General features: G+C 73.1%; 21 protein-coding genes, 7 pseudogenes and 1 riboswitch. Of the genes and pseudogenes, 14 read left to right on the top strand and 14 right to left on the bottom strand.

Going from position 1 to position 15,045, the window contains the following annotated elements; genetic code table 11:
- Positions 1-7 precede the first annotated feature (7 nt).
- The 9 genes and pseudogenes from G5V59_RS05110 (at position 8) to G5V59_RS05095 (ending at position 5,067) form a co-directional block, all read left to right on the top strand.
- Positions 8-637 (top strand): annotated as a pseudogene (locus G5V59_RS05110) (MerR family transcriptional regulator).
- Positions 638-680: 43 nt separating this feature from the next.
- Positions 681-783, top strand: a riboswitch (glycine riboswitch).
- 91 nt (positions 784-874) lie between these two features.
- Complete coding sequence (locus G5V59_RS35785) at positions 875-1,024, top strand: hypothetical protein (RefSeq protein ID WP_341350854.1); 150 nt, start codon at positions 875-877, stop codon at positions 1,022-1,024.
- Positions 1,005-1,091: pseudogene (locus G5V59_RS35780) on the top strand (hypothetical protein); the annotation flags it as partial. The gene G5V59_RS35785 and the pseudogene G5V59_RS35780, both read left to right, overlap by 20 nt.
- A 97-nt stretch (positions 1,092-1,188) precedes the next feature.
- Positions 1,189-1,671 (top strand): annotated as a pseudogene (locus tag G5V59_RS35775) (glycine dehydrogenase (aminomethyl-transferring)); the annotation flags it as partial.
- Complete coding sequence (locus tag G5V59_RS35770; RefSeq protein ID WP_341350853.1) at positions 1,628-2,935, top strand: hypothetical protein; 1,308 nt, start codon at positions 1,628-1,630, stop codon at positions 2,933-2,935. The pseudogene G5V59_RS35775 and the gene G5V59_RS35770, both read left to right, overlap by 44 nt.
- 200 nt (positions 2,936-3,135) lie before the next feature.
- Positions 3,136-3,363, top strand: a pseudogene (locus G5V59_RS35765) (hypothetical protein); the annotation flags it as partial.
- Between the two features lie 82 nt (positions 3,364-3,445).
- The gene (locus tag G5V59_RS35760; protein WP_341351131.1) at positions 3,446-3,703 is read left to right on the top strand and encodes a hypothetical protein; all 258 of its coding nucleotides are present in this window, start codon (positions 3,446-3,448) and stop codon (positions 3,701-3,703) included.
- Positions 3,673-4,077 carry a serine hydrolase gene (locus tag G5V59_RS05100; RefSeq protein WP_278255792.1) on the top strand — a complete coding sequence of 135 codons (405 nt, stop codon included), beginning with the start codon at positions 3,673-3,675 and terminating at the stop codon, positions 4,075-4,077. Before G5V59_RS35760 ends, G5V59_RS05100 begins: the two co-directional genes overlap by 31 nt.
- A 129-nt stretch (positions 4,078-4,206) precedes the next feature.
- Positions 4,207-5,067 carry a hypothetical protein gene (locus G5V59_RS05095; RefSeq protein WP_278255791.1) on the top strand — a complete coding sequence of 287 codons (861 nt, stop codon included), beginning with the start codon at positions 4,207-4,209 and terminating at the stop codon, positions 5,065-5,067.
- Here the strand turns inward: G5V59_RS05095 and G5V59_RS05090 are convergent.
- Both G5V59_RS05090 and G5V59_RS05085 read right to left on the bottom strand, forming a co-directional pair.
- The gene (locus G5V59_RS05090) at positions 4,997-5,365 is read right to left on the bottom strand and encodes a hypothetical protein (protein ID WP_278255790.1); all 369 of its coding nucleotides are present in this window, start codon (positions 5,363-5,365) and stop codon (positions 4,997-4,999) included. The two genes, G5V59_RS05095 and G5V59_RS05090, sit on opposite strands and share 71 nt — an antisense overlap.
- 5 nt (positions 5,366-5,370) lie before the next feature.
- Complete coding sequence (locus G5V59_RS05085; protein WP_278255789.1) at positions 5,371-5,799, bottom strand: hypothetical protein; 429 nt, start codon at positions 5,797-5,799, stop codon at positions 5,371-5,373.
- Here G5V59_RS05085 and G5V59_RS35755 point away from each other — a divergent pair.
- Both G5V59_RS35755 and G5V59_RS05075 read left to right on the top strand, forming a co-directional pair.
- Complete coding sequence (locus G5V59_RS35755; RefSeq protein ID WP_341350852.1) at positions 5,777-6,406, top strand: acyl-CoA thioesterase domain-containing protein; 630 nt, start codon at positions 5,777-5,779, stop codon at positions 6,404-6,406. The genes G5V59_RS05085 and G5V59_RS35755 overlap by 23 nt on opposite strands.
- Positions 6,375-6,710, top strand: a pseudogene (locus G5V59_RS05075) (thioesterase family protein); the annotation flags it as partial. The gene G5V59_RS35755 and the pseudogene G5V59_RS05075, both read left to right, overlap by 32 nt.
- Before the next feature lie 42 nt (positions 6,711-6,752).
- Here the strand turns inward: G5V59_RS05075 and G5V59_RS05070 are convergent.
- The 7 genes and pseudogenes from G5V59_RS05070 to G5V59_RS05040 form a co-directional block, all read right to left on the bottom strand.
- On the bottom strand, positions 6,753-6,995 hold the full coding sequence (locus G5V59_RS05070; RefSeq protein WP_278255788.1) for a hypothetical protein: 243 nt from the start codon (positions 6,993-6,995) through the stop codon (positions 6,753-6,755).
- Positions 6,992-7,501 carry a DNA recombination protein RmuC gene (gene rmuC / locus G5V59_RS05065; protein WP_278255787.1) on the bottom strand — a complete coding sequence of 170 codons (510 nt, stop codon included), beginning with the start codon at positions 7,499-7,501 and terminating at the stop codon, positions 6,992-6,994. Before rmuC ends, G5V59_RS05070 begins: the two co-directional genes overlap by 4 nt.
- Positions 7,462-8,145: a hypothetical protein gene (locus G5V59_RS05060; protein ID WP_278255786.1), complete on the bottom strand. Its 684-nt coding sequence runs from the start codon at positions 8,143-8,145 to the stop codon at positions 7,462-7,464. Before G5V59_RS05060 ends, rmuC begins: the two co-directional genes overlap by 40 nt.
- 83 nt (positions 8,146-8,228) lie before the next feature.
- Entirely contained in the window at positions 8,229-9,041 is an 813-nt protein-coding gene (locus tag G5V59_RS05055) for an ERAP1-like C-terminal domain-containing protein (RefSeq protein ID WP_278255785.1), read from the bottom strand.
- A gap of 300 nt (positions 9,042-9,341) precedes the next feature.
- On the bottom strand, positions 9,342-9,788 hold the full coding sequence (locus tag G5V59_RS05050; protein WP_278259649.1) for a M1 family aminopeptidase: 447 nt from the start codon (positions 9,786-9,788) through the stop codon (positions 9,342-9,344).
- A 103-nt stretch (positions 9,789-9,891) separates the two neighbouring features.
- Positions 9,892-9,951 (bottom strand): annotated as a pseudogene (locus G5V59_RS05045) (hypothetical protein); the annotation flags it as partial.
- 39 nt (positions 9,952-9,990) lie between these two features.
- Positions 9,991-10,689 (bottom strand): hypothetical protein, encoded by a 699-nt coding sequence (locus G5V59_RS05040; protein ID WP_278255784.1) that lies wholly within the window; start codon positions 10,687-10,689, stop codon positions 9,991-9,993.
- 30 nt (positions 10,690-10,719) lie between these two features.
- Between G5V59_RS05040 and G5V59_RS05035 the strand changes: the two genes are divergently transcribed.
- Entirely contained in the window at positions 10,720-11,625 is a 906-nt protein-coding gene (locus G5V59_RS05035) for a hypothetical protein (RefSeq protein ID WP_278255783.1), read from the top strand.
- Between the two features lie 398 nt (positions 11,626-12,023).
- Here the strand turns inward: G5V59_RS05035 and G5V59_RS05030 are convergent, their stop codons facing one another.
- From G5V59_RS05030 to G5V59_RS05010, 5 genes and pseudogenes are all read right to left on the bottom strand, one after another.
- Complete coding sequence (locus G5V59_RS05030) at positions 12,024-12,242, bottom strand: hypothetical protein (protein WP_278255782.1); 219 nt, start codon at positions 12,240-12,242, stop codon at positions 12,024-12,026.
- Positions 12,163-12,831 carry a hypothetical protein gene (locus G5V59_RS05025; RefSeq protein WP_278255781.1) on the bottom strand — a complete coding sequence of 223 codons (669 nt, stop codon included), beginning with the start codon at positions 12,829-12,831 and terminating at the stop codon, positions 12,163-12,165. Before G5V59_RS05025 ends, G5V59_RS05030 begins: the two co-directional genes overlap by 80 nt.
- Positions 12,812-13,012 (bottom strand): hypothetical protein, encoded by a 201-nt coding sequence (locus G5V59_RS05020; protein ID WP_278255780.1) that lies wholly within the window; start codon positions 13,010-13,012, stop codon positions 12,812-12,814. The genes G5V59_RS05025 and G5V59_RS05020 overlap by 20 nt, the downstream gene beginning before the upstream one ends.
- A 161-nt stretch (positions 13,013-13,173) precedes the next feature.
- Positions 13,174-13,389, bottom strand: a complete 216-nt coding sequence (locus G5V59_RS05015; RefSeq protein WP_278259648.1) for a peptidylprolyl isomerase — start codon at positions 13,387-13,389, stop codon at positions 13,174-13,176.
- A 94-nt stretch (positions 13,390-13,483) separates the two neighbouring features.
- A pseudogene (locus G5V59_RS05010) lies at positions 13,484-13,561 on the bottom strand (peptidylprolyl isomerase); the annotation flags it as partial.
- 410 nt (positions 13,562-13,971) lie between these two features.
- Between G5V59_RS05010 and G5V59_RS05005 the strand changes: the two are divergent.
- On the top strand, positions 13,972-14,649 hold the full coding sequence (locus G5V59_RS05005; RefSeq protein ID WP_278255779.1) for a TIGR03560 family F420-dependent LLM class oxidoreductase: 678 nt from the start codon (positions 13,972-13,974) through the stop codon (positions 14,647-14,649).
- Positions 14,615-14,905 (top strand): hypothetical protein, encoded by a 291-nt coding sequence (locus tag G5V59_RS05000; protein ID WP_278255778.1) that lies wholly within the window; start codon positions 14,615-14,617, stop codon positions 14,903-14,905. The genes G5V59_RS05005 and G5V59_RS05000 overlap by 35 nt, the downstream gene beginning before the upstream one ends.
- Positions 14,906-15,045 lie beyond the last annotated feature (140 nt).

The following is a 15,045-nucleotide window of genomic DNA, read 5'->3' as shown; positions in this document are numbered from 1 at the left end:
CAGTGCAATGCCGCGCCCCAGGCTGGAGGACCCCGTGAACGAGCAGCAGCCCGAGAAGGTCGGTCAGGACTCCGCTGTGGCGACCGCTGTCGCCGAGGAGCAGGGCCTGCTCTTCACCGATGACGTCTCGCCGCTCCCCAGCGACCTGGGCTACCGCGGTCCGACCGCGTGCAACGCCGCCGGCATCACCTACCGCCAGGCTCGACTACTGGGCCCGCACCGGCCTGATCGAGCCGAGCGTGCGCGGCGCCAAGGGCTCCGGCTCGCAGCGGCTCTACAGGCTTCCGCGACATCCTGATCCTCAAGATCATCAAGCGGCTCCTCGACGCCGGCATCTCGCTGCAGCAGATCCGCACGGCGGTCGGCCACCTGCGCGAGCGCGGCACCGACGACCTGACCCAGGTCACCTTGATGAGCGACGGCGCCTCGGTCTACGAGTGCACCAGCAACGACGAGGTCATCGACCTGCTGCAGGGTGGCCAGGGCGTCTTCGGCATCGCGATCGGCGGCGTGTGGCGCGAGATCGAGGGCACGCTGGCGCAGACTGCCCAGCGAGAGCGCCAGCGACACCGAGGACGCCGAGGACGTGGCGGGCGACGAGCTCGCCGCGCGACGCGCCGCCCGCAACGCGGGCTGAAGGCCCCCGTCGGGCCGCTCTGCGGCTACGATGGTCTCGCTGTTCATCCCGCACGGGAGAGTCAGGACGCGTCCTCGGACGTGAGCCTGCGCCGAAGGGGCAATTCCTCCCCGGAACCTCTCAGGCGCCCGGACCGTGCGGACCAGGCAACTCTGGAGGCGCGACGCTGCGCTGACAGAGGGGGAGGGCTCGAACCCATTCGATCCCGAGGAACCCTGCCTGATGAGTGCCCCTTTCGTGAAGCGTCACATCGGACCCGACGACGCCCAGGTCGCGTCCATGCTCGACCGGCTCGGCTACCGCTCGCTCGACGGGCTGATGGACGCCGCCGTGCCGAAGTCCATCCGCTCGACCGACCCGCTGCAGCCTGCCCGCCGCGGTCGGTGAGGAGGAGGCCGCCGCCGAGCTCCGTGCCCTCGCCGCGGCCAACGTCCCCGGCGAGCCGATGCTCGGGCTGGGCTACCACGCCACGGTCACCCCGGCGGTCATCCGGCGCAACCTGCTCGAGGACCCGAGTCCGGTACACCGCGTACACGCCGTACCAGCCGGAGATCTCGCAGGGCCGTCTCGAGGCCCTCATCAACTTCCAGACCATGGTCGCCGACCTGGCCGGCCTGCACACCGCGGGCTCCTCCCTCCTCGACGAGGGCACGGCGGCCGCCGAGGCCGTCGCGCTGGCCTTCCGCGCCAACCGCAAGGCCTCCGGGCCGTTCGTCGTCGACGCGGACGCGCTGCCGCAGACCATCGACGTGGTCCGCACCCGCGCCGAGGGGATCGGCATCGAGATCCTCGTCGCCGACCTGACCGACGGCCTCCCCCGGAGCCTGGCACAGGGTGAGGTCTCCGGCGTCCTGGTGCAGTACCCCGGCGCGTCCGGCCGGATCGCCGACCTCAAGCCGGTCATCGACGCGGTTCACGAGCGCGGCGGCCTCGCGGTCGTAGCCGCCGACCTGCTCGCGCTCACCCTGCTGGAGGCGCCCGGCACGCTCGGTGCCGACGTCGTGGTCGGCTCCGCGCAGCGCTTCGGCGTCCCGCTGTTCTACGGCGGCCCGCACGCCGGCTTCATCGCGGTGCGCGAGGGCCTGGAGCGCCAGCCTGCCCGGACGCCTGGTGGGCGTCTCGGTCGACGCGGAGGGCCGTCCGGCGTACCGGCTCGCGCTGCAGACCCGCGAGCAGCACATCCGCCGCGACAAGGCGACCTCGAACATCTGCACCGCGCAGGTGCTCCTCGCCGTCACCGCCGGGATGTACGCCGTCTACCACGGGCCGCAGGGCCTGAGGGAGATCGCCGCCGGCATCCACGGTCTCGCCCGTCGTGCCGCCGCGTCCCTCGACGCGGCCGGCATCGAGGTCGTCAACGAGAGCCTTCTTCGACACCCTGACCGTACGGGTGCCCGGGCGGGCCGGCGAGGTCGTCGGTGCGGCTCGGGAGGCCGGCCTCCACCTCCGTCGCGTCGACGACGACACCGTGGGCGTCGCGTTCGGGGAGACCGCGGGGGAGTCCACGCTCGCCGCCCTGCTGGGCGCCTTCGGCGTCGAGACCGTCGCGGCGGAGGGGGCGCCCGGGCTGCCCGAGGACCTCGCCCGGACCACCGACTACATGACCCACCCGGTCTTCAACACCCACCACAACGAGACCTCGATGCTGCGCTACCTCGCGCGGCTCTCGAACCGCGACTACGCGCTGGACCGCGGCATGATCCCGCTCGGCTCGTGCACGATGAAGGCTCAACGCGACCACCGAGATGGAGCCCATCTCGCTGGCCGGCTTCGCGAACCTGCACCCCTTCGTCGCGGCCGAGGACGCCGAGGGCTACCGGCAGGCTCATCGAGCAGGCTGGAGTCGTGGCTGGCCGAGGTGACCGGCTACGACCGGGTCTCCATCCAGCCGAACGCCGGCGCGCAGGGCGAGTTCGCGGGCATGCTCGCGATCCGCAACTACCACCGTGCCCAGGGCCAGGAGCAGCGCGACGTCTGCCTGATCCCGTCCTCGGCGCACGGCACCAACCCGGCGTCCGCGGTGATGGCCGGGATGAAGGTCGTCGTCGTCAAGGCCCACGACGACGGCACGGTCGACCTCGACGACCTGCGCGCCAAGTGCGAGCAGCACAGCGAGACCCTCGCCGCGATCATGGTCACCTATCCCTCGACTCACGGGGTCTACGAGGAGACCATCACCGAGCCTCTGCGACGTCGTGCACGAGCACGGCGGCCAGGTGTACGTCGACGGCGCCAACTTCAACGCGCTGCTGGGCTACGCGCAGCCGGGCCGCTTCGGCGGCGACGTCTCGCACCTGAACCTGCACAAGACGTTCTGCATCCCGCACGGCGGCGGCGGTCCCGGCGTGGGCCCGGTCGCGGTGCGCTCGCACCTCGCGCCGTACCTGCCGACGCACCCGCTGCACCCCGACGCCGAGCGTCGCGAGGGCACGGGCGCGATCAGTGCCGCGCCCTTCGGCTCGGCCGGCATCCTGCCGATCTCGTGGGCCTACATCCGGATGATGGGCGCCGAGGGCCTGACCCGCGCGACGGCGGTCGCGGTGCTCTCGGCCAACTACGTCGCCGCCCGCCTCGGCGAGCACTTCCCGGTGCTCTACCGCGGCGAGTCCGGCCTGGTCGCGCACGAGTGCATCCTCGACCTGCGCCCGATCACCGCCGCGACCGGCGTCTCGGTCGACGACGTGGCGAAGCGGCTCATCGACTACGGCTTCCACGCACCGACCATGTCCTTCCCGGTCGCCGGCACGCTGATGGTCGAGCCGACGGAGTCCGAGGACCTCGCTGAGCCTGGACCGCTTCTGCGACGCGATGATCGCCATCAAGGGCGAGATCGACCAGGTCGCCGCGGGGGAGTGGGCCGTCGACGCCTCGCCGCTGCACCACGCGCCGCACACCGCGCGGGCCCTGGTCGGCGAGTGGGACCGGGCCTACTCCCGCGAGGTGGCGGTCTTCCCGGCCGGCATCTCGGTGGACAAGTACTGGCCGCCGGTCGCCCGCATCGACCAGGCCTACGGCGACCGCAACCTGGTCTGCGCGTGCCCGCCGGTGGACGCCTACAGCGACTGAGCGGAACGCCCGTGACGACGTCGTACGACGAGCGGCTGGCCGCGCTCCAGGGCGCGGGCCGGCTGCCGTCGGTCGCCGCGGCCCTCGCCCTGGGTGGGACGCCGGCGTGGTCGGGCAGCCTCACGGCGCTGCCCGGCGACACCGGCACCACCGTCGCTACGGCGTACCGGATCGGCTCGATCAGCAAGACCCTCACCGCGGTGCTGGTGCTCCAGGCTGCGCGACGAGGGGCTGCTGGCGCTGGACGACCCGATCGGGCGGTTCGTGCCGGAGACCGGGTATGCCACCGCGAGCGTGCGCGACCTGCTCGCCCACCTCTCCGGCATGCAGAGCGAGCCGGCCGGCTCCTGGTGGGAGCGGGTCGACGGCGGTGACTTCGACGCGCTCGTCGCCGCCAACGACGGCTCCGGCCGGGTGGCCGCGGCGGGGGAGTACTTCCACTACTCCAACCTCGGCTACGGCCTGCTCGGCGAGGCCGTCGCCCGGCTGCGGGGGCAGACGTGGTGGGAGGCGGTCCAGGAGCGGCTGCTCGTCCCGCTGGGGATGGACACCACGTCGTACCACCCGCCGCAGGACCACGCTCCGGGTCGCAGCGTCGACCACTTCGCGCACACCCTGACCGCCGAGCCGCACACCGACACCGGGGCGATGGCGCCGGCCGGGCAAGCTCGTGGAGCACGGTCGCGGACCTGCTGCGCTGGGCGGACTTCCTCGTCACCGGTCACCCCGAGGTGCTCTCGGCCGACACGCTCGCCGAGATGGCCCGGCCGCGGGACGCGGAGGGGTCCTACGGGCTCGGCCTGCAGGTGCTGCGGGTCGGCGAGCGGACCTTCGTCGGGCACACCGGGTCGATGCCCGGGTTCATGGCCTCGCTCTTCGCCGACCGGGCCTCCGGCGACGCCGTGGTCGCCCTCACGAACGCCACCACCGGGCTGCGTCCTGAGGAGGTGCCGGGCATCCTGACCGGCGTCGCGCCGATGCCGGTCGCGCAGCGGTGGACGCCCTCGTCGTACCCCGTCCCCGAGGAGGTGGCCGAGGCTCCTCGGTCTGTGGTTCTGGGGCAACACCGCCTTCGGGTTCGAGTGGGTGGGCGGGGCACTGCTCGCGCGGGACCTGCGGACCGGCGGCGTGCACGAGCGGTTCGTGCCCGCCAGCGACGAGACGGGGCGGTTCGTGGGCGGGGAGGACTACCACCGGGGGAGACCCTGCTCGTGCGGCGCGACGACGCCGGCACGGTGCTGAGCCTGGAGTGCGCGACCTTCGTCTACACCCGCACGCCGTACGACGCCCGGGTCACGATCCCGGGCGGGCACCCGGCGCCGGGAACGCCGTCGCCACCGACGCCAGGCCCAGCAGCACACTGAGCCCGGTCACCGCCCAGGCCCACCCGGGCAGCAGGTGCGGGAAGCGGGCCAGCAGCACGACCGGCACCGCGAGGTGCACCGTCACCACGGCGACCCACGGCCACGGCGTACGACGCTGCAGGAGTGCCGCCACCGCCAACGGCACCGGCGCGAGCACCAGCCACCCGAGCGCGAGCGCCAGGCCGAGTCCGCCGTGGCGGGCCAGCCACGGCGCGAGGTCCCACGGATCGATCCCGCTGCCGAGCGTCGCTGCCGCCGAGGTGGCGACCGCGACGGCCAGCACGGCGGCGCGCAGCACGCGGGTCAGTCGCGGGACTCGAAGCCGGTGATGCAGGAGCGGCCGTCGACGGTGGCCACGGTGACCGTGCCGGCGATCGTCTCGTCCTTGAACGCGTCCTCGTCGCTGGTGATGGTGACGTCGAAGGAGCCCTCCTTGTCACCCTTGACGTTCGACACCTTGTAGTCGACGTCGGGATCCTTGGTGCCGGCCTCGTCCTGCGCCTCGGAGATGAGCGCCTCGAGGTCGTGCCGGTCCTTCTTCGAGGGCGTCTCGCAGAGCAGGTCGATGCCCTGGTCGACATCGAGGTCCTGAGCGGCGTCGACGGCCGCGTCCGCGACCTCCTGCACGCTGGTCGGGTCTCCGCCGGAGACGACGAGGGCGGTCACCCCACCGGCGACGAGCAGGACGGCAGCGACGGCGCCAGCCACGATGAGGCCGATCTTGTTGGTCATGGCGAGCACTCTTCCCCAGGACACCGGTGTCCACACCGTTGTCACGACACGGCATGATGTCCGCGTGAGCGAGAACACGTTCCAGTTTGCCTGGTTCCGCCCGTCGCCCGGCACCGACGCCGTCGAGCCGCTGCCGCTCGCCCGGAGCCGGTGGCGCGAGGACCAGATGCACGGCGTCGCGGTCAGCGGTCTGCTCGCGCGGGCGCTCGAACGGGCCGTGGCCGCCGCCGGACGGATCGAGCTGGTGCCCGCGCGGTACCACGTCGACCTGTTCCGGCCCGCCCTGATGGTCCCGACCACCGCGGAGGCGACGGTGGTCCGCGAGGGCCCACGGCTGATGCTGCTCGACGCCGTCGTGAGGCAGGAGGGGGAGGCGGTCGCCCGCGCCGGCGCGACCTTCCTGCAGCCCTCGACCGACCCGGCCGGCGAGGTGTGGACCTCGGACGCGGAGCGTCCGGTGCCGCCGCTCGACCTGCTGCCGCCCGAGGGGGGAGCAGCACGTCCCGTTCTTCGCCAGTGCCGCGCCCTGGTCGGACTCCTTCGGCGAGCACCAGAACGCCGGGCGGCACGCCACCTGGCAGACCGCCGTGCCGATCGTGCTCGGTGAGGAGTGCACCCCCTTCCAGGCGGTGGCCTCGATCGGTGACGCCACCAGCATGGTGACGAACTGGGGAGCGGCCGGCGTGGAGTACATCAACACCGACATCGACCTCGCCCTGAGCCGCCGCCCGGACAGCGTCCTGCTCGGGCTGCGCGCCACCGAGCACCTCTCCGCGGACGGGATCGCCGTCGGCTCGGCGGAGGTGTTCGACCGGACGGGCGTGCTCGGGACGGCGACCGTCACCGCGCTCGCCAACACCCGCCGGACCGTGGATCTCGCCGGAGACATGTCACTGCCCGGGTCGGCGTAGGGCCGGGCGGCCCGGGCGGGCTCCCCACGCTCGCGCGGTGGCTCAGCCGGACTGCGCGTCGCCGTCCTCCGCGACCTCGGCGTCGGTGACGTCGAAGTCGAAGGTGAGCTCGTCGCGCTCCAGGTCCGCGATGGCCGCGAACTCGCCGCTGGTCAGGGCCCGGGGGACCTCCTCGACCTCCTTGGGAGGGGGGAGGGTGGCGACCGGGTCCGCGGCGTTGAGCTTGCGGGCCGCGGGCAGCACCGAGCGCTCCAGGGATCCGGTGAAGGCGTTGTAGTCCTTCACGCTGCGCTGCAGCGAGCGGCCGAGCTTTGTCCACGTGCTCGGCGAGCTTGAGGATCCGGCGGTAGAGCACCTGGCCGAGGTCGAAGAGCGCCTGGGCGTCCTCGGTCAGGGCCTCCTGCTTCCAGGTGAAGGCGACCGTCTTGAGCAGGCCCCACAGGTTGGTCGGGGTGGCGAGCACGACGCCCTGCTGGAAGGCGTGCTCCAGCAGCGAGGGGTCCACCTCGAGCGCGATGTTGAGCAAGCTGCTCGTTGGGGATGAACGCGACGGTGAACTCGGGACTCGTGCGCAGACCGGTCCAGTACCCCTTGCGGGCCAGGGTGTCGACGTGGCCGCGGACCTTGCGCGCGTGGTCGGTCAGCAGGCGCTGGCGGTGCTCCGGCTCGAGGCCCTCGCGCTGGGCGTCCATGAACGCGTTGTAGGGCACCTTGGCGTCGATCGCCATCTGCTTGCCGCCGGGCAGGTTGATCACCATGTCGGGCCGGCGCGCACCGGAGTCGGCCTCCATCGAGTGCTGCAGGCTCGAAGTCGATCCGGTTGAGCAGGCCTGCCGTCTCGACCAGGGTGCGCAGCTGGGTCTCGCCCCACGCACCGCGGACGGCGTTGTTCTTCAAGACGTTGGCGAGGGTGTCGGCCGCCTTGCGCGAGTCCTCGACGGAGCGCTGGGTGTGCCGGATCTGGCTGGCGAGCTCGGTGTGCTGCTGGACCCGCGCCTTCTCCAGGTCGTCGACCTTGCGCTGCATCGAGCGCAGGTGCTCCACGACCGGGGTGAGGGTCTTGAGCACCTGGGTGTGCCCGCCCTCGCTCTGCTCGCGGTCCCGCTCGCGCTGCCGGTCGGCCTGCTCGCGCTGGCGCTGGGCCTCCTCGCGCTCGCGCTGGACCTGGCGGGCCTGCTCGACGATCGCCTGGTGCTGCTCCCGGGTCGCCTGGAGGGTCTGGCGCAGGCTCCTCGACACTGGTCTGCGCCGCGGCGAGGTCGGCCTCGATCGCCGCCCGCACGGCAGCCTCCTGCTCGCGCAGCGCCGCCAGCGCCAGGCTCGTGGCGGGCCTCGACGAGGGCCGGGTCCTCGACCGGGGCGGGCGGCTCGAAGGTCGCCTGCCGCAGCACCCAGCCGACCCCGGCACCGAGCGCGAGACCGACGAGGAGAGCAAGCAGAACGACCATGCGAACAGTCAAACAGGGGGGTCCGACGGAAACCCCCGGGGCACGCCGGGGCGGCCCGATCGATCGCGCGTCACAGGACCGCGAGGCGCCGTTCGAGGTCGTCGAGACAGTCCGCCAGCCGCCGTCGTACGGCGCCCGGGAGGTCGCGTGCGAGCACCGCCCGGGCCGCCTCCACCGTCGCCGCGTCCAGGTGGGTGCGCGGGAAGAACGCCGCGACCACGTCGGCCTGGACCCAGCCCTGGTGCGCCGCGACCAGGTCGTCGAGCCGGTCGAAGTAGGCCTCGGCCCAGGGCCGGGTGAGGTCGGTCTGGCCCGGGCGCCACAGGCCGACGCCCGCGGCGGTGAGCTCGTAGTTCGGCACCGAGATCTCGCCCGTGGCCCGTGCCCACGCGAACTCCTTCGCCTCGGCGGTCGGCAGGGAAGCCACCGCGCGGGCGTGGTGCACCGTGACCGCGCTGCTGTGCTCGGCCTCGAGCGCCGCATCGAGCGCGGCCCGGTCCGTCGCGCCGAGCTCGGCCAGCCGGCGCCACGCCTTCCAGCGCAGGTCGGTGTCGGCGTCGACGCCCTCGGGCAGTCCCGACCCGTTGGCCCACCGCTCCAGGCTCGGCGGGATCGTTCGCGGAGAGCACCACCGCGCGGAAGGCCGACAGCCGCAGACTCGGAGCCGGCGCTCGCGCGGGCGACGGACTCCCGGACGGCCGCGTGGTACCGCGCGGTCGTCCCCTCGGGTGCGAGCGGGAGGACCACGTCGAAGACCCACGGCAGCAGTCCTCGGATGCCGTCGGAGGTGTCCTCGACCGGCGGCGCCGCGACCAGCAAGCTCGGCCACCGCCGCCGGTGTGACGGCGCCGTCGAAGAGGGCGAGCCGCACGCTGTTCCACATCGTCGCGCGCAGGCTGCTCGTCGGCCAGGTGCGGCGCGAGCGTCGGCAGCGCGGCCATCGTGACGGCGTCCGGCGGCGAGACCGCCCAGGTGGTCTCCCGCGCGTCGAGGAGCACCGGCGCGTCGCCGAGGTCCAGCGGCGTGGCGTCGTCCTCCAGCGTCAGCGGCTCCACCTGCCAGGCGCCGTCGCGATGGACGGCGACGTCGAGCAGGTGCCGTCGCCGGGCCGGGTACGACGCAGGCGAGGCCCGCCGCACGACGCCCGCCTCGCGGTCGACGCTCAGCACGTCGGGCCCGGGCGTCAGCAGCCAGTCCTGCACGAAATCGCCCAGGCCCGCGCCACCGGCCGCGCGCTCCCAGGCTCGCGAACAGGTCGTGCATGGTCGCGTTGCCGAAGCGGTGCAGCGCGAAGTGCTCGCGGACCCCGCCGAGGAAGGCCTCGTCGCCGAGCCGCTTCGCGAGCCTGGCCCAGCACGTTGGAGCCGCGCGCGTAGGAGATGCCGTCGAAGTTCTGCAGCGCGGACAGGGCGTCCGGTGCGGCGTTGCCGGCGACCGGGTGGGTCGTGGGACGCGAGTCGGCGGTGATGCCCCAGACCCGGCGGGCATAGGACTGGTGGACCCAGGCGTCGTCGTACGCCGTGGCGTCGGCGACGACGCGGTAGCCCATGTACTCGGCGAAGGACTCGTTGAGCCACAGGTCGTCCCACCACCTCGGGGTGACGATGTTGCCGAACCACTGGTGCGCCATCTCGTGCGCGACCAGCGCGGCACGGAAGCCTGCGGTCGGCCCGCGTGGCAGCACTCTCGAAGAGCAGGGTGTCGCGGATGGTGATGCAGCCGGGGTTCTCCATCGCGCCGGCGTTGAACTCGGGGACGAACGCCTGGTGGTAGCCGCCGAACGGGTAGCGCACCCCGAACAGGCGGTGCAGGCTCGTCGAAGGACTGCCGGGTCAGTGTGAACAGGCTCGTCGGCCTCGCGCTCCAGTGCCGGGGCCAGGCTGCGCCGCGCGCTGAGACCGAGCAGGATGCCGTCGTGCTCGTCGGTGAGCAAGCTGGTAGGGCCCGGCCACCAGCGTCACGAAGTACGTCGCCAGCGGGGGAGTGGGCCCGAGCCCCCAGTGCCGCACCGCCCGGTCCGTGCCGGTCTCGCGCGCCGGGGCGTTGCCGCGCACCAGCCAGTCGGCAGGCGCCGTCACCCGCATCGTGTACGGCGCCTTGAGGTCGGGCTGGTCGAAGCAGGCGAACACCGAGGGAGCCGCGTCCATGAAGGACATGCCGTAGACGTAGGACAGCCCGTCCGCCGGGTCGACCGAGCGGTGCAGGCCCTCGCCGTCGTTGCGGAAGGCCATCGTCGCCTCGACGACGGTCTCGTGCTCGCCGGCGGACAGGTCGAGCGGCACCCGGCCGCGCTCTAGCGTGCCGGGGTCGAGCGGCGCCCCGTCGAGGCTCACCGCGTGCAGCACCCGCGGCTTGACCTCGACGAACGTGCGGATGTCCGCGCTGGTGAACCGGATCGTGGTCCGGGAGGCGAAGACCTCCTCGTCGACGGACAGGTCCAGGTCGACGTCGTACGACGCGATGCGCAGGGCGTCCGCCCGCTGCTCGGCCTCGGCGCGGGTGAGGCTGGCGGGTCCGCTCTCGGTGCTCATCCGGTCAGCGTAATAATGCGGCGTGCGACCGTGGACCCAGGTACCTCCCCAGCCGGGACGGCGCTTCGTCGTCACCGGTGCCAACGGCGGGCTGGGTCTGGAGACGGCGCGGATCCTGGGCTCGCGCGGCGCGGAGGTGGTGCTCGCGTGCCGCAGCGTCAGCAAGGGCGAGGCCGCCGCGCGGACCGTGCCGGGGCACGACAAGGGCCGGGTCACGGTTCGCCGCCTCGACGTCAGCGACCTCGGCTCGGTCCGCGCCTTCGTGGCCGGCCTGACGGACGAGGGCCGGCCGGTCGACGTGCTGGTCAACAACGCGGGGGTGCTCGGCATCCCCTACGGACTGTCGGAGGAGGGCGTGGAGCCTGCACTTCGCGACCAACTACCTCGGCCACTTCGCGCTCACCCTCGCCCTGGTGCCGCTGCTCACCGACCGGGTCGTCACCGTCAGGCTCCCGGGAGCACCGCTCGGGCCACCTGGACCTCGACGACCTCGGCTGGCTGCGCCGCCCCTACCGCGCCTTCGCCGCCTACGGCGACTCCAAGGCTCGCCGGCCTGCTCTTCATGCGCGAAGCCTGGACCGCCGGCTGCGCGCCGCCGGCTCACCGCTGCGCTCGGTCGCGGCGCACCCCGGGGCGTCGGCGACCGGGATCACCGGCAGCACCGGCAACGCCGTGCTCACCGCCATCGGGCACCACGGGCAGCGGCTGGTCAGCATGCCGGCCTGGCGTGGCGCGCTCTGCACGGTGTACGCCGCGACGACCGACGTCCCCGGCGGCACCTACGTCGGCCCGCACGGACGCACGGAGCCTGTGGGGCTGGCCCGCACCGGCCCGGATGTCGCGGAAGGTGGGCGACGAGCAGCCTGGCCGCCGCACTGTGGGAGCGCTCGGTGGAGCCTGACCGGCGTCGACCTGCCCGGTCAGAACGTCGAGTAGAGCTCCTCGCCGATCTGCTGCACCGGCAGCGCGGGCAGGTGCTCGCCCGGCACCTGCAGCGGGATCCCCGGCGGGTAGGCGATGATCCAGCGCCCGTCGGAGCAGGCGCTGCCGCCCGGGGCGTCGGCGCTGCACAGGGTCTCCAGCGCCTCGACCAGCGTGTCGAGCCTGGGCAGGGGTGACGCCGACGTGGACGGTGAACAGCAGGGTCGGCCCGTCCTGGCGGGAGACGTAGACGCCGTACTCGTCGTAGAGACTCGCGACGCACCGCCTGAGCACGTTCGGGGGAGCCGAAGTCGAGGTGCACCTTCATCGGGTCGGCCAGGTAGGCGCTGTGTGCGCCGCCCGCACTCGGGACCGGCTGGTGCACGGCGACCCCGGGCACCCGGCGCGCCACCTCACGCAGCCGCGCGGCCAGGGTCAGTGCACGCTCGACGAGCGTCTCGCCCTCGGCGACGGCGTGGGCGCGGGCCAGGTCCAGGCTGGCGAGGATCGGCAGCGACGGGCTGGTCGTGTGCACCCGGTAGACCGCGGCGCTCACGTCGGCACGCAGGCTGGGGGAGCCGGTCGGGGGAGCCGAGCAGGTGGACGTAGGAGCCTTGGCGCAGGGCCAGCATCGACTTGTGGGCCGACTGGGTCACGAGGAAGGACGCCGACCAGTCCGGATGGTCCTCCAGCGTCTCGCGGATGCAGGCCACCGCGGCGTTGCGGCGCATCGCCGGGTGGAAGGAGTGGATCGCCGTCCAGGCCTCGTCGACGAGCACCGCGATGCCGGTGTCCGCCGTCAGGCTCGTGCAGGGCGTGGAGGAAGCGCCGCATCTGGACCAGCGAGCCGTCGTACGCCGAGACTCCGATGACCACGACGTCGTGGCGCACGTCCTCGGCGCGGGCCCGCCGCAGCGCGGTGATCACGCCGTGCTCGGCGGTGTCGGCGGCGGTCGGTGCGTACTCCACCCTCGCCGCGAGTCGGTCCAGCGCGAAGTGGATGGACTGGTGCATCGACCGGTCGACCAGGACCCGCGCGGTGCCCGAGTGCAGCGCCTCCAGGGCGATCTGGTTGGCGCCGGTCGTGCCGGTGGTGACGTAGTGCGTCTCGGCCGCGCCGAACGCCTCGGCACTGAGCCGGCGCGAGCGCGCCAGGCTGCGGTGCGCCCGAAAGAAGGAGTCGAGCTCGGGGAGCCCAGGGTCAGGCTCGGCGGCCAGCATCCGCGGGCCGAAGAGCCGGCGCGCCTGCTCGGCGTGCGCGGAGGTCTCCCCGTCGGGTGCGTGCGCCAGCGAGCCGATCGGCAGGGCATGGAAGTTCGCGATCCCCGCGCCGGCCTGGCGGTCGAGCGCGTCGGCGTACGGGGTCTCGGTCAGCCGGCGCAGGCTGGGCGGTGGTCCACATGGGCGGTGCTCCTCACGGACGACGGACGGTCGCGTCGGGAGGCGGCAGCCGCCGTCGGAGCCCCGAGTGACCCCTGCCTCCGGATCGTAGGAAGCACGACGACCGGTGCGCTGTGGGGCGGCTCACACGCCGGCGTCAGGGTCTCGTTAGGACCCTGGCGGTCACTCCTTCGACACGGACTCGATCTTGATCGGAGTCACCGGAGCGCCGTCCTCGGGACCGTTCTGCGGGGTGACGCCGGCCGCGGCGGCCTTGTCGATCGCCTGCAGGCCGGCCTTGTCCACCGTCCCGAAGACCGTGTACGACGGCGGCAGGCCCGTGTCGCCGTAGACGACGAAGAACTGCGAGCCGTTGGTGTTCGGGCCCGCGTTGGCCATGGCCAGGGTGCCGGCGCCGTAGGTCTCCTTGCCGGAGAGACTCGTCGTCGAAGGAGTAGCCCGGGCCCCCGGACCCGGTGCCAGTCGGGTCGCCGCACTGCAGCACCTTGAAGTCGGCGCTGACGGTGAGCCGGTGGCAGGTGGTGCCGTCGAAGTAGCCCTGGTCGGCCAGCGACAGGAAGGAGTTGACGGTGCACGGCGCGCTGGCGGCGTCGAGGCTGAGCCTTGAGCGTGCCGATCGAGGTCTTCACGCTCGCGCCGACCTTGCCGTTGTAGGCCGGCTGCGCCGGCGGCGCCTTGACCTTGCTGTCCGTGCCGTCGGGGGTGTACGTGCACGAGCCGGCACCGGCGGGTGCGCCGGAGGAGGCGGTCTCGGTCGCGGCGGGGTCGCTGGGCGTACCGGTGTCGCTGGCGTCGCTGGAGGCGTCGGAGGAGGTGTCCGTGGCCTTGCTGCCACCGTCGTCGTTGCAGGCGGTCAGCGAGGCGAGCAGCAGGAGGGCCGGTACGCCGGCCAGCAGGCGGGTGCGCATGGCTCGCATCGTACGCAGGGCGCCCTGGGGGCGCCGGGCGTAGGTTGAGGCCATGGACCTCGGCATCCACTACGCGTCCTTCACCCACCCCGCCTGGGAGACCCGGCTGACCGAGCGGCTCGACGCCACCGTCCGGGTCGCCGACGAGGGCGGCATCTCCCTCGTCACGGTGATGGACCACTACTTCCAGATGATCGACTTCGGCGGGCCGTTCGAGCCGATGCTCGAGGGCTACACCACCCTGGGCTACCTCGCGGCCCGCACCGAGAACGTGCACCTCGGACTGCTCGTCACCGGCGTGACGTACCGCCACCCGGGGCTGCTCGCCAAGGTGGTCTCCACGCTCGACGTGCTCTCCGGCGGCCGTGCGTGGCTGGGCATCGGGGCGGCCTGGTACGACCGCGAGCACGCCGGGCTCGGCGTGCCCTTCCCGCCGCTGGCCGAGCGCTTCGAGCGCCTGGAGGAGACCATCCGGATCGCCGAGCAGATGTGGAGCGACGACGACGGGCCGTTCGAGGGCGCCCACTACCGGCTGGCCGAGACGATCTGCCTGCCGCGGCCGGTGCGCGGGCGGGTGCCGTTGATGATCGGTGGCCAGGGCGAGCGCAAGACGCTGCGGCTGGTCGCCCAGCACGCCGACGCCTGCAACCTCTTCACCGGGGAGGGCGTCCCCGGCGTGGCCCACAAGCCTGGACGTGCTGCGCCGGCACTGCGACGAGCTCGGGCGTGACTACGACGCCATCCGCAAGACCATCTTGTGGTTCGGCGACCCGGTCGGCGACCCCGACGGCTTCGTCCGTGACATGGAGCAGTACGCCGGGCTCGGCGTCTCGCTCGCGACGTTCATGCCGCAGGCCGAGGACCCGGCGGCATGGACCTCGGAGCCTGGTGGAGCGGGTGCTGCCGCGCGTCAGCGGGCTGTGACGGGCCCGGTGTTCTCGGATCCGGTGGTGGGAGGTCGCCAACCCCCCGTGGCCCGCTCCTAGGGTCACGGCGACCTTCCGGGGGGGGACGGAGGGCTCCGACCTGGGGGGGACCGATGGTGCTGCACACCGACATCGAGCGGATGTACCGGGCGGGCAAGGAGCCTGATGCCGGCCACAGCCATCCAGGCTGGGCACCACCG

It is taken from the genome of Nocardioides convexus (assembly GCF_011090295.1).
This window is presented reverse-complemented; position numbering and strand designations above follow the sequence as displayed.

What these genes read in the sequence shown, in the direction of transcription:
- G5V59_RS35760 (WP_341351131.1), top strand. Translation starts at nt 3,446, where the DNA reads ATGATCGCCATCAAGGGCGAGATCGACCAGGTCGCCGCGGGGGAGTGG.
- G5V59_RS35755 (WP_341350852.1), top strand. Translation starts at nt 5,777, where the DNA reads ATGAGGCCGATCTTGTTGGTCATGGCGAGCACTCTTCCCCAGGACACC.
- G5V59_RS05085 (WP_278255789.1), bottom strand. Translation starts at nt 5,799, where the DNA reads ATGACCAACAAGATCGGCCTCATCGTGGCTGGCGCCGTCGCTGCCGTC.
- rmuC (WP_278255787.1), bottom strand. Translation starts at nt 7,501, where the DNA reads ATGGAGGCCGACTCCGGTGCGCGCCGGCCCGACATGGTGATCAACCTG.
- G5V59_RS05055 (WP_278255785.1), bottom strand. Translation starts at nt 9,041, where the DNA reads ATGTGGAACAGCGTGCGGCTCGCCCTCTTCGACGGCGCCGTCACACCG.
- G5V59_RS05050 (WP_278259649.1), bottom strand. Translation starts at nt 9,788, where the DNA reads ATGGCGCACCAGTGGTTCGGCAACATCGTCACCCCGAGGTGGTGGGAC.
- G5V59_RS05040 (WP_278255784.1), bottom strand. Translation starts at nt 10,689, where the DNA reads ATGAGCACCGAGAGCGGACCCGCCAGCCTCACCCGCGCCGAGGCCGAG.
- G5V59_RS05030 (WP_278255782.1), bottom strand. Translation starts at nt 12,242, where the DNA reads ATGCTGGCCCTGCGCCAAGGCTCCTACGTCCACCTGCTCGGCTCCCCC.
- G5V59_RS05025 (WP_278255781.1), bottom strand. Translation starts at nt 12,831, where the DNA reads ATGCTGGCCGCCGAGCCTGACCCTGGGCTCCCCGAGCTCGACTCCTTC.
- G5V59_RS05020 (WP_278255780.1), bottom strand. Translation starts at nt 13,012, where the DNA reads ATGTGGACCACCGCCCAGCCTGCGCCGGCTGACCGAGACCCCGTACGC.
- G5V59_RS05015 (WP_278259648.1), bottom strand. Translation starts at nt 13,389, where the DNA reads ATGGCCAACGCGGGCCCGAACACCAACGGCTCGCAGTTCTTCGTCGTC.
- G5V59_RS05005 (WP_278255779.1), top strand. Translation starts at nt 13,972, where the DNA reads ATGGACCTCGGCATCCACTACGCGTCCTTCACCCACCCCGCCTGGGAG.